Genomic DNA, 13089 nt, shown 5'->3' with positions numbered 1-13089 from the left:
TGCGTATTTTTGGCCAGAAGAAACCTATGATGGCGCAAGAGGAGGGGCTCATGGAGAATTTTGTCGAGATCTTTGAAGTGGGTCCCCGAGACGGGCTTCAGAACGAAGAGAAGATCATACCGACCTCGGACAAGATCGCTCTGACAGATCTGTTGAGCCGCGCCGGGTTCAAACGTATTGAATGCGCGTCGTTCGTCTCGCCCAAATGGGTGCCGCAGATGGCCGATAGCGCGGATGTCATGGCGGGCATCGTCCGGGCGCCCGGCGTGTCATATGCGGCGCTTGCGCCGAACACCAAGGGGCTGGAGCGCGCCATTGATGCGGGGGCCTCGGAGGTTGCGATTTTCGGTGCGGCATCCGAAGCATTTGCCAAGGCCAATATCAATGCAACAATCGATGAAAGCCTCGCGCGTTTTGCACCTGTCATGGCGCGGGCGCAGGAAGTTGGCATGCCGGTGCGCGGCTATGTTTCAGTTGCGGTGGATTGCCCCTATTCCGGTCCAGTGGCGCCATCGGATGCGGCGCGTGTTGCAGCCGCTCTGTTCGATATGGGATGCTATGAAATCAGTCTCGGCGATACAACCGGAAGGGGCAGGCCAGATCAGGTGGAACAGATGCTTCAGGCCGTTGTCGATCATGTCCCGGCATCGGCGCTTGCGGGGCACTACCATGACACCGATGGCCTGGCTTTGGAAAATATTGAACTGTCGCTGGAGCACGGTTTGCGCGTCTTTGATGCCGCGGTGGGGGGATTGGGCGGATGTCCTTACAGCCCCGGTGCGAAAGGCAATGTCGCGACGGAACGTGTCGCCGCCCTGTTGGAGAGCCGCGGGATCGAACATGGCCTTGATATGAAAATTGTGAATGAGGCGGCCGCTTTGGCGCAATCCTTGCGGCGCCCGTCCACTTAGGCAGGAGGTCGAAATGTACCAGACGCTCAGCTTCACCTGTGATGCGAAGGGGATCGCCACCCTGACGCTCGCGCGTCCCGATAAGCACAATGCGATGTCGGGCGAGATGCTTGAAGAGATCGCTGATGCCGCCTCTCTCCTGAAGGGGCGGTCGGACGTCCGGGTTGTTGTGCTTGCCGCGGAAGGCCGCAGTTTTTGCGCGGGCGGCGATTTGGCCTGGATGCGTGCGCAGTTCGAGGCGGATGACGAGACCCGTCGCCGCGAAAGTGCGAAAGTGGCCGGGGCGTTGCTGGCGCTGGATCACTTGCCGCAGCCTTTGATTGGCAAAGTGCAGGGCAATGCCTTTGGTGGTGGGCTGGGTCTTATGGCAGTGTGTGATGCCGTGGTGGCTGTCGAAACAGCGGTATTCGGCTTCACGGAAACCCGGCTGGGGGTCATTCCTGCCAATATCGGCCCTTTCGTTGTGCGCCGTATGGGCCCCGGTCCGGCGCGCCGCGTTTTGATGTCGGCGCGGACGTTTGACGCAGTAGAGGCTCAAAGCCTCGGCTTGGTGTCTCGCGTTGTGGCGCGCGATGCCTTGGAGGCTGCCGTCGAGGGCGAGGCCGAGCCGTACCTCTCCTGCGCGCCGGGAGCGGTTGCGGAGACAAAGGCGCTTTTGCGGGATCTCGGGTACGGCGTTGATCAGGCGCAGGTCGATCTGGCGATTGAGGCCTTGGCACACCGTTGGCGCACACAAGAAGCGCAAGACGGGATCGCCGCGTTTTTCGCCAAAACGCCCCCGCCCTGGAAGCAGACATAACCGTCCTGATTGGGGCGGAGATCAAAGAGCTCCACCTTTAGCGCTAACCTAATCCCGGTTGAGACCTGTGCCGACTCGCTATCAGCACAGGAAGGCCGCTTTGTGATCACAAACGACCATTTGCCCCCGCGTCCGCAGCGCGGCCATGCCGACGATTTGCCGCATTTGAAGCATTCCGTTACGGAAGTTCATATATTTCAACGCGCTAGCGCGTTTGGATGGGGGGGGAATTAACCTTCTGTGAGTTGACCAGCCCGGCGCACATCTTTAAACCAGCGAAGCAACCAGATCAGCCATCTGGACGCGCCCTGTGTGGCGCGCGCCGAGAGGGAAAGGACCATCCTCGTGGAAGACATGCTCCGGGAATATCTCCCGATCCTCATCTTTCTGGCCGTTGCCATCGGATTGGGGCTTGTCCTGATCCTTGCCGCTGTGGTGCTGGCCGTTCGCAACCCTGATCCTGAAAAAGTTTCTGCCTACGAATGCGGCTTCAACGCGTTTGACGATGCGCGGATGAAATTCGACGTTCGGTTTTATCTCGTCTCGATCCTGTTCATCATCTTCGATCTCGAAATCGCGTTCCTGTTTCCGTGGGCCGTTGGGTTCAAGGACATCTCGATGCTGGGCTTCTGGTCCATGATGATTTTCCTTGCGGTGTTGACCATAGGCTTTGCCTATGAGTGGAAAAAGGGAGCGCTTGAATGGGAGTAGCCACCGGAGCCAACTCCGCGGGCATGGACCGCGAAGTCGCCACGCAAGAGCTAAACCGGGAATTGCAGGACAAGGGTTTCCTGCTGACCTCCACGGAAGATATCATCAACTGGGCTCGTACCGGCTCGTTGCACTGGATGACCTTTGGTCTGGCCTGTTGCGCGGTTGAAATGATGCACACCTCGATGCCGCGCTATGATGCAGAACGGTTTGGCATTGCGCCCCGCGCGTCTCCACGACAATCCGACGTGATGATCGTTGCCGGAACGCTGACAAACAAAATGGCGCCGGCGCTGCGCAAGGTCTACGATCAGATGCCCGAGCCGCGCTACGTCATCTCAATGGGGTCCTGCGCCAATGGCGGGGGCTATTATCACTACAGCTACTCCGTTGTGCGTGGATGCGACCGGATTGTGCCTGTGGACATCTACGTGCCGGGCTGTCCGCCCACGGCTGAGGCGTTGCTGTATGGTATTTTGCAACTGGCCCGCAAAATCCGTCGCACGGGTACATTGGTCAGGTAGGGGACGAATATGTCTGAAGCCCTCAAAGAGCTGGGAACGCATATTGAGCTGAAGCGTCCCGATTGCGTGCTCGGCTGGGATGTCACTTTCGGCGAGTTGAACATCGATGTCGCTCTGGGTTCGATCCATGGGCTCGTGGAGTGGCTCAAGTCCGATGCGACCTGTCAGTTCTCCTCGCTCGTGGACATCACCGGCGTTGATTATCCCGAGCGCGCGCGCCGTTTCGATGTCGTGTATCACTTCCTCTCGATGTACCGAAATCATCGGGTCCGGCTGCGTGTGGCTGTGCGTGAGGAGGATATGGTGCCTTCGATCACCGATATTCATACATCCGCCAACTGGTTTGAGCGCGAAGTGTTCGACATGTTCGGCATCTTGTTCTCCGGCCACCCCGATCTGCGTCGGATCCTGACGGACTACGGCTTTCGCGGCCACCCGCTGCGCAAGGATTTCCCGACCACGGGATATACCGAGGTCCGCTATGACGAGGCGCAAAAACGCGTGGTTTATGAGCCGGTCAGCCTGACGCAGGAATACCGCCAGTTTGATTTCATGAGCCCGTGGGAGGGCGCGGAGTACATCCTGCCGGGTGATGAAAAGACACAAGGGGAGAGCGCCTGATGTCTGCTCTCGAACGCGCGCTCTGGGTGATCACAATCGGTCCGTTTGTGCTGGCCGTTCCATCTTTGCGCCGCCGCTTTTTCAGCATGCCTGAGCGTGAGGTCGTGTGATGGAAGGCATCCTTTGGCTGATCTTTACGGTCCTCACGATTATCCCGATGCTCAAGCTGTTGCCGTTTTTCGGCATCAATAAGTGGTGGGCCTTGGCAAGTGTTATTCCCTTTGGCGTCCTCGCCCTGTTGTGGGTCATGGCGATGAAGTTGCAAGAGTTGGAGAAGCGATAATGATGGACGGCTCCAAGTTTGATGATGCCCTCACGGGCGAGCAAAAGATCCGCAATTTCAACATCAATTTTGGCCCGCAGCACCCCGCGGCTCATGGTGTTTTGCGGCTTGTTCTGGAACTCGATGGCGAGATCGTGGAGCGCTGCGATCCGCATATCGGGTTGCTGCATCGGGGCACGGAAAAGCTCATGGAGAGCCGGACCTACCTGCAGAACCTGCCTTACTTCGACCGCCTTGACTACGTGGCACCCATGAACCAGGAACATGCCTGGTGTCTTGCGATTGAGAAGCTGACGGGCGTGGAAGTGCCGCGTCGCGCCTCGCTGATCCGGGTGCTCTATTCCGAGATTGGGCGCATTCTCAATCACCTTTTGAACATCACCACGCAGGCCATGGACGTCGGCGCGCTGACGCCACCGCTCTGGGGGTTTGAGGAGCGCGAAAAGCTGATGTGCTTTTACGAGCGCGCCTGTGGTGCACGTTTGCACGCGGCGTATTTCCGGCCCGGTGGCGTGCATCAGGATCTTCCGCAGGACCTGCTCGATGATATCGTCGAGTGGGCCAATGATTTCCCGCGCGTCATCGCTGACATCGACGGTTTGCTGACTGAAAATCGCATCTTCAAACAGCGTAACGCTGATATTGGTGTCGTGAGCGAGCAAGATATTCAGGATTACGGCTTCTCGGGCGTTATGGTGCGCGGCTCGGGCCTCGCTTGGGATTTGCGGCGTGCGCAACCCTACGAATGCTACGATGAGTTCGACTTCCAGATCCCCGTCGGCAAGAACGGCGATTGCTATGACCGCTACCTTGTGCGGATGGAAGAGATGCGACAATCGCTCTCGATCATCCATCAGGCGATCGAGAAATTGAACGCACCGGAAGGCAAGGGCGATATTCTTGCACGTGGGAAACTGACGCCGCCGAAACGCTCGGACATGAAGCAATCGATGGAAGCGCTGATCCATCACTTCAAGCTCTACACCGAAGGGTTCCACGTTCCAGCGGGCGAAGTTTACGCTGCAGTGGAAGCTCCCAAGGGAGAGTTCGGTGTTTACCTTGTGGCGGATGGCTCCAACAAACCCTACCGCGCCAAGCTGCGTGCGCCCGGTTTCTTGCATCTACAGGCTATGGATCATGTCGCGGGTGGTCACCAACTCGCTGATGTTGCAGCCATAATTGGCACCATGGATGTGGTGTTCGGGGAGATTGATCGATGAAACGCTTTATGCTTTTGGCGCCCTTGGGGCTCGTCGCGGCATGTGCCATGCCGCCTGAAGGGGTCGACGAGGCGGCGGTCATGCGCTTTGACGATGCCGTCAAATCCATGGGCTGCGAGCTTGTGACCGAGCCTCATTTCCTTGCGACCGAGCTGCAAACGGGTCTGACACGAGATCAGGTCGTTGCCATGGTGCAATACAAGGTTGCACTGGAGCAGGCCGTCGCTATGGAAAGCGGCGGGCACCGGTTCACCTCCGGAGGATGCGCTGATGCTGCGTAGACTACACCCGGAGCAGCCGGACAGTTTTGCCTTTACGCCTGCCAATCAGGCATGGGCGGAAGCGCAGATCACGAAGTATCCCGAAGGTCGGGAGCAATCCGCGATCATCCCGCTTCTATGGCGCGCACAGGAGCAAGAGGGCTGGCTGACCCGGCCAGCGATTGAGGGCGTCGCAGACATGTTGGGCATGGCCTATATGCGCGCGCTCGAAGTGGCGTCGTTTTACTTCATGTTTCAGCTGCAACCTGTTGGTTCTGTTGCTCATATCCAGGTATGCGGCACAACATCCTGCATGATCTGCGGGGCTGAAGATTTGATTGCTGTCTGCAAGGACAAGATCGCCCAACAGCCGCATGCGCTGTCGGCAGATGGCAAGCTGAGTTGGGAAGAGGTCGAGTGTCTGGGGGCCTGTGCCAACGCCCCGATGGCGCAGATTGGCAAGGATTACTACGAAGACCTCACTGCGGAGAGGTTTGGCGAGATCATTGACGCTTTGGCGAAAGGCGAGGCGCCAACCCCGGGTCCGCAAAACGGTCGCTATGCGGCCGAGCCGTTGATGGGTCTGACGAGCCTGACCGAATATGAAAGCGGTAAAACTGCGCACAACGCATCTGCCCAATTTGCGACAGATATCGGGGACACCATCAAACGCATCGACGGCACAGAAGTGCCGCTTAATGTGTCGTTTCAGGCTGGTTTGAACCACGGACGCGATCTCGACGCGCCGGCAAATATCGCAACGCCCCCACAAGCCGCGCAGCCGAAATCCAGTGCGGCGCCTGCATCTGAGGCCAAAGCGACGCCGGCCCAAATCGAGGACGATCCGCTGGTCAAACCCAGCACAGTCCTTGCCGGTGAGGCAGAACTGGCAAGCCGCAAAGGCACATGGACCTACTCCGGCCAGACTGCGGCCAAACCGGCTGCACAAACCAAGACGTCTGATGCTCCCGCTGAGGGCAACGCGGGTGTCCGGCCTGCGGCATTGACTGCTGCGCGCGATGGCGGTGCCGATGATCTCAAGAAGATCAAGGGCATCGGTCCCAAACTCGAGGCTCTTTGCAACAGCCTTGGCTTTTTCCATTTTGATCAGATTGCCAACTGGACGGCGGACGAGGTCGCTTGGGTGGATGCCAATCTCGAGGGGTTCAAAGGCCGGGTCACACGCGATGCCTGGGTGGATCAAGCCAAAATCCTTGCCTCTGGCGGCGAGACGGAGTTTGCTTCCCGTGTAAGTAAAGGGGATGTCTACTGAGTAGGACGTCTCAGAATGGACAGGGAGTGACGATGATGGACAACAACAATGGAATGAGCTGCCAGGTCGGCTGTTGGGCGCTGGCTGCCGGGATTGGCGCGCTGACCTTCGTGCTTTTGCTGGTGCTTGGCAATTTCGGATTTATTGCATCCGCCTTCCTCGGCGGCATCGTCTTTGCCATCCTTGGCGCATTGTTGAGTTGGTTGTTCTGTACCGACCTGCCCAAAATGGGTGAGGCGCGCATCGTGCCCAACGGCGCGGCGTCCACGAAACCGACAACCGCTGCGGCACAGACCTCCGGGGCCCATGCGTCCTCCGCGCCTGCGCCCAAACCTGCGGCGCCGGCGAAAGAGCCCGCAGCTGAGCCTGCCAAAACTGCGCCCACCACAGCCAAAGAAGCGTCCGCATCGTCAGAAGCATCAACGCTTTTGTCTGGTGAGGAGGAGCTGGCCAATCGCAAAGGCGATTGGAAATATGAGGGCGATGCCTCGGCTGAGAAGCCTGCCAAAGCGGCAACCGCGCCTGCATCAAGCTCTGAAGGCAAACGGCCGGAAGGGTTGAGCGAGGCGCGCGGCGGACAGGCGGATGATCTCAAGCGGATCAAGGGGATCGGGCCGAAGCTCGAAACCCTCTGCAACACGCTGGGTTTTTATCACTTTGACCAGATCGCCAATTGGGGCGCTGACGAAGTGGCATGGGTGGATCAGAACCTCGAGGGGTTCAAAGGTCGCGTGACGCGCGACGATTGGGTTGAACAGGCCAAGCTTCTGGCCGCCGGAGGCGAGACGCAATTCTCGAAGAAGGTGGACAAAGGCGACGTCTACTAAGGGACCATACCGGAGGGTTGATGAGCCGCGAGAAAGATACGGAGATCGCAAAGCAGGGGCGCGTGACTGCGCTTGTGATAGCGGGCTCCATGTTGATCTGGATTGCGGCGCAAGCCCTTGGCCCGGCATTGGGTTTGCCGGGCCGTTATGCGCTCTTGGTGGATTTCTTAGTTCTCGCCGCGCTCTTCTGGGCGATGGTGAACATCTTTCAAATCTGGCGGAAACGCCGGAATAGCCAAGGGTAGCAGGGACCATGCTGCAAGATCAGGACCGGATCTTTACGAACATCTACGGGATGCACGACCGGACACTCGCGGGCGCTCAGGCGCGCGGGCACTGGGATGGCACCAAGGATATCATCGCCAAGGGCCGCGATTGGATCATTGACGAAATGAAAGCCTCCGGCCTGCGCGGGCGTGGCGGCGCGGGATTCCCGACGGGATTGAAATGGTCCTTCATGCCCAAGGAGAGTGATGGCCGGCCTGCGTATCTGGTGGTGAACGCGGATGAGTCCGAGCCGGGCACCTGCAAGGACCGCGAGATCATGCGCCATGATCCGCACACCCTGATCGAAGGTTGCCTGATCGCCTCTTTCGCCATGCAGGCCCATTGTTGCTACATCTACATCCGCGGCGAATATATCCGCGAGCGTGAAGCGCTGCAGGCTGCGATCGATGAAGCCTATGAAGCAGGCCTCGTCGGCAAGAACGCCGCGAAGTCGGGTTGGGATTTCGACATTTACCTGCACCACGGGGCAGGGGCCTACATTTGCGGCGAAGAAACCGCATTGCTGGAAAGCCTTGAGGGCAAAAAGGGCATGCCGCGCATGAAGCCGCCGTTCCCGGCCGGCGCAGGGCTTTATGGGTGCCCGACCACAGTGAATAACGTGGAGAGCATTGCCGTGGTCCCCACGATCCTGCGCCGCGGCGGCGCTTGGTTCGCAGGCTTCGGTCGCCAGAACAACGCCGGTACAAAGCTTTTTGCGATCTCCGGACATGTCAACAACCCCTGTGTTGTCGAGGAAGCCATGTCGATCTCCTTCGAGGAGCTGATCGAGACCCATTGTGGCGGCATTCGCGGCGGATGGGACAATCTCAAGGCCGTTATTCCTGGTGGATCATCGGTGCCCTGCGTGCGCGGCGAGAACATGAAAGATGCCATCATGGACTTCGATTACCTGCGCGGTGAACTGGGCTCCGGCCTCGGCACGGCGGCGGTGATCGTGATGGACAATTCTACCGATATCATCAAGGCGATCTGGCGGCTCTCCAAGTTTTACAAACATGAGAGCTGTGGTCAGTGTACGCCCTGCCGCGAAGGCACTGGGTGGATGATGCGGGTCATGGACCGATTGGTGCGCGGCGAGGCCGAGGTCGAGGAGATCGATATGCTCTTTGATGTGACCAAGCAGGTGGAAGGCCATACGATCTGCGCGCTCGGCGATGCGGCTGCCTGGCCGATTCAGGGTCTGATCAAGAACTTCCGAGACGAGATCGAGGATCGGATCAAGGCACAAAGGTCTGGGCGAACCAGTGCGGTTGCGGCTGAGTGAGGGTTTTCTCAATGCTGAAGCAAACGAGCCTCGCAGTCGCGATCTTTGCCTTTTTGGCGGGATGCCAGACGACGACAACTGGGCCATCTGGGAACTCCATCAATGCGCCTCGTCCGCAGGCACAAGAAATTCCCGAAGACTTCTACCAATTGGCGTTTAATGCTGGTGTCGCATCCACTTTAGGGCAACGCTGTCGGTCGGTTTTCTATTCGAAAACCACGGCTGACCGCGCGGAAAGGGATGCCGTACAAGACTTGATGTCACGCGGCTACATAGCCAATGACATCAAAGCTTGGACTCGCAATTTGCCAAAGGCGCGCATGCAAGCCGACCTGATCAATTACTTGGAAACCAATAACGTTGTTATTGGAGACCGAGACAGTGTGTGTGCTGCGGCACGTCGCGAAATTGCTGCGGGCAGCGCGGTCGGTCGCTTCTTGAGGGAGCGTGGGTGATGCACTTGGCTGAACTCAATGTTGGCCGTCTTCTGGCGCCCGTGGATGATCCCAGGGTGCAGGATTTCATGCGAAATCTGGATCTGGTCAATGGCTTGGGCAAACGCTCGCCGGGGTTTGTCTGGATGATGGAAGGCTCGGGTGAGCCGGGCACGGGCAATACCGAAAACAGCATTGGCGATGATCCGCAGTTTGTAGCGAACTTGTCTGTTTGGGAAAGCGTCGAGACACTGGAGCATTTTGTCTGGAACACTGTGCATCGCCAGTTCTACGAGCGGCGTCAGGAATGGTTCGAGGTGATGGGCGAGCAGCATTTCGTCATGTGGTGGGTGCCCGAAGGACACAAGCCTGCGCTGGAGGAGGCCCTGCAGCGGCTGGAGCATAAGCGGGCCCATGGCGACACCGATCACGCGTTTGGCTGGTCTTTTCTCAAGGACGCAAACGTCTGGCGAGAGCGGTCATGCTCGGACAGTACGGCGGCGGAGTAGGGTTTGAAATGACACGTCTTTTTGCAGGTTTGTTGGTATGCGCGGCTTTGGCGGCATGTGGCGGTCAGGACAAACGCATCACCTTTGACGGCGAGTTTTTCCGCGGCTCCGCCAAGGCGGTGGATCGCTCGGATCGGACTGTGTTTGATGCGGTTGTCCGGGGGGTCTCGAAATCAGAAGCTGGCGCGCGCGAAGCCGTTGCGTATGAGGGCACGAAATACTGCATCAAGTGGTTTGGTGTCTCCGAGATCGTCTGGGAGACCTCGCCGGATGCAGAGAGCTTGCCGCTGGATGGCGACAGCCTGACGTTGCGCGGGAGGTGCATCGAATGATCCGCGCTGCGTTTTTGTCTTTTGCCATGGCCACGCCAGTTCTTGCGCTTCCGCCCTTGTCGGATGTCGCGGAGATAAACGATGGTCTGCGCTCGGTTAAAATCGCCGATGAAATTCGCAGCCATTGCGGTTCGATTTCAGCGCGTATGCTTGTGGCCTGGAGCACGCTGGACGGGCTGAAGCGCCGCGCGCGCAACTTGGGCTACAGCGCTGAACAGATTGAAGATTTCGTGAAATCCAAAGCGGATCGCAAGCGCCTTGAGGGCGAAGCGGATGCTTACATGGCGGCGCGCGGTGTGACCCGTGGCGACGATCAGTCCTATTGCGCGCTGGGGCGTGCTGAAATTCAAAGTGGCACACCGATTGGTGCGCTGCTCAGAGAGAGGTGAGGGCATATGTCTGACCTGAAAAAGATCATTATCGACGACCAGGAAGTGGAAGTTGACGGTGCCATGACGCTCATTCAGGCCTGCGAGCAGGCCGGTATCGAGGTCCCGCGTTTTTGCTATCATGAGCGGTTGTCGATTGCTGGCAATTGCCGCATGTGCCTTGTGGAAGTGGTCGGTGGTCCGCCCAAGCCAGCGGCGTCTTGCGCCATGCAGGTGCGCGATTTGCGCCCCGGCCCCGAAGGCCAACCGCCTGTCGTCAAGACAAACTCTCCCATGGTCAAGAAGGCGCGTGAGGGTGTGATGGAGTTTTTGCTCATCAACCACCCGCTCGATTGTCCGATCTGTGACCAGGGGGGCGAGTGTGATCTACAAGATCAGGCGATGGCCTATGGTGTTGATTTTTCACGCTTCCGCGAGCCCAAGCGGGCGGTTGATGATCTGGACCTCGGCCCATTGGTCGAGACGCATATGACGCGCTGCATCTCCTGCACACGCTGTGTGCGCTTCACGACGGAAGTTGCCGGCATCACCCAAATGGGTCAAACCGGTCGCGGCGAAGACAGCGAGATCACGTCTTATCTGGGCGAAACGCTGAATTCGAACATGCAGGGCAATATCATCGATCTTTGCCCCGTTGGTGCGCTGGTCTCCAAGCCTTATGCCTTTACAGCCCGTCCGTGGGAATTGACCAAGACAGAAAGCATCGATGTGATGGATGCGCTTGGCTCCAACGTCCGTGTGGACACGAAGGGCCGCGAGGTCATGCGTTTTCTGCCGCGCAATCATGACGGCGTAAACGAAGAGTGGATTTCCGACAAAACGCGGTTCGTCTGGGATGGCCTGCGCCGTCAGCGACTGGATAAACCATACGTGCGTGAGAACGGCAAGCTGCGCCCGGCATCTTGGGGCGAGGCTCTGGAAAAAGCGGCCGAAGCGTTGGCGGGGGCGTCCAAGGTTGCTGGACTTGTGGGCGATCTGGCTCCTGTTGAGGCCAGCTATGCGCTCAAGCTGCTGGTCGAAGGTCTGGGCGGGGCTGTTGAGTGCCGCACCGATGGGGCGAAGCTGCCTGCGGGCAATCGCTCGGGCTATGTTGGCACGGCGCGCATCGAAGATATCGATACGGCGGAGATGATCCTGTTGATCGGGACCAATCCGCGCGATGAAGCGCCTGTTCTCAATGCGCGGATTCGCAAAGCCTGGTCCGCAGGTGCGAAGGTTGCGCTGATTGGTGAGCCCGTCGATCTTTCCTATGACTATATCCATCTAGGCACGGGCCGCGAGGCTTTGGCCAAGCTTGCGGAGATGGATCATTCGGACAAGCAAGGCGTGCCGGGCGTGATGATTGTCGGGCAGGGCGCTCTGCGCGAAGCCGATGGAGCGGCCGTTCTCGGGACGGCGATGCAAACGGCGCAAGCCGGTAATTCGAAGTTCATGGTGTTGCATACGGCGGCGAGCCGCGTGGGCGCCATGGATGTCGGCGCGGTATGTGACGGTGGTCTCGAAGGGGCCATCGAGGACGCGGATGTCATCTACAATCTGGGCGCAGACGAAGTGGAGATCGCCGCAGGCCCCACTGTGATTTATCAGGGCTCCCATGGGGATCGCGGCGCGCATCGCGCAGATATTATTTTGCCTGGAGCGGCCTACACGGAAGAATCCGGCCTCTTTGTAAACACCGAGGGCCGCCCCCAGCTGGCGTTGCGCGCGGGGTTTGCGCCGGGTGATGCAAAGGAAAACTGGGCCATCTTGCGCGCCTTGGCAGGACAGATGCGCAACATCCCGATCCCGGGCGGCTTCGGCTTGCCGTTTGATAGTCTGCCACAGCTGCGTCAGGAACTCGTCAAGGCGGTCCCGCATCTGGGCCGGATCGATGAGGTGCCTGAAAACGAATGGGATCCTCTGCCAGCGGGCAAGCTGGGCGACGCTGATTTCCGCAATGCGATCAAGGATTTCTATCTGACCAACCCGATTGCGCGCGCCAGCCAGCTCATGGCTGAATTGTCCGCCGGTCATAAAGCACGCAGCGAGGACAAGATTGCAGCGGAATGAAGCATATCTGGCCCATAGCTGTCATGGCGCTGGCGCTTGCCGCCTGCGAGGCACCGCCGTCGCAGGAGGACGCGCCGTTCGAGCCGCAATATCTCGGCATCGAGACGCGCCTCTTGGAAGGGGACCTCGTGAATTTCCATGTCGAGATGCGCGGTGCGCGCAAAACACGGGATATCGAGGATTATGCGCGATGTGCCGCAGCGCAATACGCCCTCATTCGGGGCTATGGGTTCGCTCAACACGTGCGGACGCAGGTAGAGCAGCGCGAAGGTCTCTGGATGGCCGATGCAGCCTACCTGATTTCGGACGCACTGCCGAAAGGCGTCACAAACATCGATGCGGAGGTGACAGTCGCCGCGTGTCGGGAAACAAACATACCGACTGTGTGAGGGACC

At 58.9% G+C, this 13089-nt stretch carries 18 protein-coding genes; all 18 read left to right on the top strand.

Annotation, left to right across the window (positions count from 1 at the left end; all coding sequences use genetic code 11):
* The first annotated feature begins 29 nt into the window (after window positions 1-29).
* The 18 genes from ACP15S_RS10750 to ACP15S_RS10665 all read left to right on the top strand — a co-directional run bounded on the left by ACP15S_RS10750 (window position 30) and on the right by ACP15S_RS10665 (window position 13083).
* Entirely contained in the window at window positions 30-911 is an 882-nt protein-coding gene (locus tag ACP15S_RS10750) for a hydroxymethylglutaryl-CoA lyase (RefSeq protein WP_425039689.1), read from the top strand.
* Between the two features lie 13 nt (window positions 912-924).
* Complete coding sequence (locus ACP15S_RS10745; RefSeq protein WP_425039570.1) at window positions 925-1710, top strand: crotonase/enoyl-CoA hydratase family protein; 786 nt, start codon at window positions 925-927, stop codon at window positions 1708-1710.
* 345 nt (window positions 1711-2055) lie between these two features.
* Window positions 2056-2421 carry an NADH-quinone oxidoreductase subunit A gene (locus ACP15S_RS10740; protein WP_425039569.1) on the top strand — a complete coding sequence of 122 codons (366 nt, stop codon included), beginning with the start codon at window positions 2056-2058 and terminating at the stop codon, window positions 2419-2421.
* A complete protein-coding gene (locus tag ACP15S_RS10735) occupies window positions 2412-2945 on the top strand; it encodes a NuoB/complex I 20 kDa subunit family protein (protein WP_425039568.1) in 534 nt (177 codons plus the stop codon). Before ACP15S_RS10740 ends, ACP15S_RS10735 begins: the two co-directional genes overlap by 10 nt.
* A 9-nt stretch (window positions 2946-2954) precedes the next feature.
* A complete protein-coding gene (locus ACP15S_RS10730) occupies window positions 2955-3566 on the top strand; it encodes an NADH-quinone oxidoreductase subunit C (RefSeq protein ID WP_425039567.1) in 612 nt (203 codons plus the stop codon).
* Between the two features lie 109 nt (window positions 3567-3675).
* A complete protein-coding gene (locus ACP15S_RS10725; RefSeq protein WP_425039566.1) occupies window positions 3676-3849 on the top strand; it encodes a hypothetical protein in 174 nt (57 codons plus the stop codon).
* Window positions 3850-3851: 2 nt separating this feature from the next.
* Window positions 3852-5069 carry an NADH-quinone oxidoreductase subunit D gene (locus ACP15S_RS10720; RefSeq protein WP_425039688.1) on the top strand — a complete coding sequence of 406 codons (1218 nt, stop codon included), beginning with the start codon at window positions 3852-3854 and terminating at the stop codon, window positions 5067-5069.
* The gene (locus ACP15S_RS10715; protein WP_425039565.1) at window positions 5066-5350 is read left to right on the top strand and encodes a hypothetical protein; all 285 of its coding nucleotides are present in this window, start codon (window positions 5066-5068) and stop codon (window positions 5348-5350) included. The genes ACP15S_RS10720 and ACP15S_RS10715 overlap by 4 nt, the downstream gene beginning before the upstream one ends.
* On the top strand, window positions 5340-6602 hold the full coding sequence (locus tag ACP15S_RS10710) for an NADH-quinone oxidoreductase subunit E (protein ID WP_425039564.1): 1263 nt from the start codon (window positions 5340-5342) through the stop codon (window positions 6600-6602). Before ACP15S_RS10715 ends, ACP15S_RS10710 begins: the two co-directional genes overlap by 11 nt.
* 32 nt (window positions 6603-6634) lie before the next feature.
* Window positions 6635-7429 carry an endonuclease gene (locus ACP15S_RS10705; protein WP_425039563.1) on the top strand — a complete coding sequence of 265 codons (795 nt, stop codon included), beginning with the start codon at window positions 6635-6637 and terminating at the stop codon, window positions 7427-7429.
* Window positions 7430-7449: 20 nt separating this feature from the next.
* A complete protein-coding gene (locus ACP15S_RS10700; RefSeq protein WP_425039562.1) occupies window positions 7450-7674 on the top strand; it encodes a DUF5337 domain-containing protein in 225 nt (74 codons plus the stop codon).
* An 8-nt stretch (window positions 7675-7682) separates the two neighbouring features.
* Window positions 7683-8981, top strand: coding sequence for an NADH-quinone oxidoreductase subunit NuoF (gene nuoF, locus ACP15S_RS10695; protein WP_425039561.1), 1299 nt, complete (start codon window positions 7683-7685; stop codon window positions 8979-8981).
* Window positions 8982-8992: 11 nt separating this feature from the next.
* A complete protein-coding gene (locus ACP15S_RS10690) occupies window positions 8993-9436 on the top strand; it encodes a DUF5333 family protein (protein ID WP_425039560.1) in 444 nt (147 codons plus the stop codon).
* Window positions 9436-9924: a DUF3291 domain-containing protein gene (locus tag ACP15S_RS10685; protein ID WP_425039559.1), complete on the top strand. Its 489-nt coding sequence runs from the start codon at window positions 9436-9438 to the stop codon at window positions 9922-9924. The genes ACP15S_RS10690 and ACP15S_RS10685 overlap by 1 nt, the downstream gene beginning before the upstream one ends.
* Window positions 9925-9932: 8 nt before the next feature.
* Window positions 9933-10256, top strand: coding sequence for a hypothetical protein (locus tag ACP15S_RS10680; RefSeq protein ID WP_425039558.1), 324 nt, complete (start codon window positions 9933-9935; stop codon window positions 10254-10256).
* A complete protein-coding gene (locus ACP15S_RS10675; protein ID WP_425039557.1) occupies window positions 10253-10645 on the top strand; it encodes a DUF5333 domain-containing protein in 393 nt (130 codons plus the stop codon). The genes ACP15S_RS10680 and ACP15S_RS10675 overlap by 4 nt, the downstream gene beginning before the upstream one ends.
* A gap of 6 nt (window positions 10646-10651) precedes the next feature.
* The gene (nuoG, locus tag ACP15S_RS10670; RefSeq protein ID WP_425039556.1) at window positions 10652-12694 is read left to right on the top strand and encodes an NADH-quinone oxidoreductase subunit NuoG; all 2043 of its coding nucleotides are present in this window, start codon (window positions 10652-10654) and stop codon (window positions 12692-12694) included.
* Window positions 12691-13083, top strand: a complete 393-nt coding sequence (locus ACP15S_RS10665; RefSeq protein ID WP_425039555.1) for a hypothetical protein — start codon at window positions 12691-12693, stop codon at window positions 13081-13083. Before nuoG ends, ACP15S_RS10665 begins: the two co-directional genes overlap by 4 nt.
* Window positions 13084-13089: the final 6 nt, after the last annotated feature.

It is taken from the genome of Primorskyibacter sp. S187A (assembly GCF_049800955.1).
Classification (GTDB): Bacteria; Pseudomonadota; Alphaproteobacteria; order Rhodobacterales; family Rhodobacteraceae; genus JAKVBH01.
Note: the sequence above shows the minus strand (reverse complement) of the source record. Positions and strands in the feature narration are given on the sequence as shown.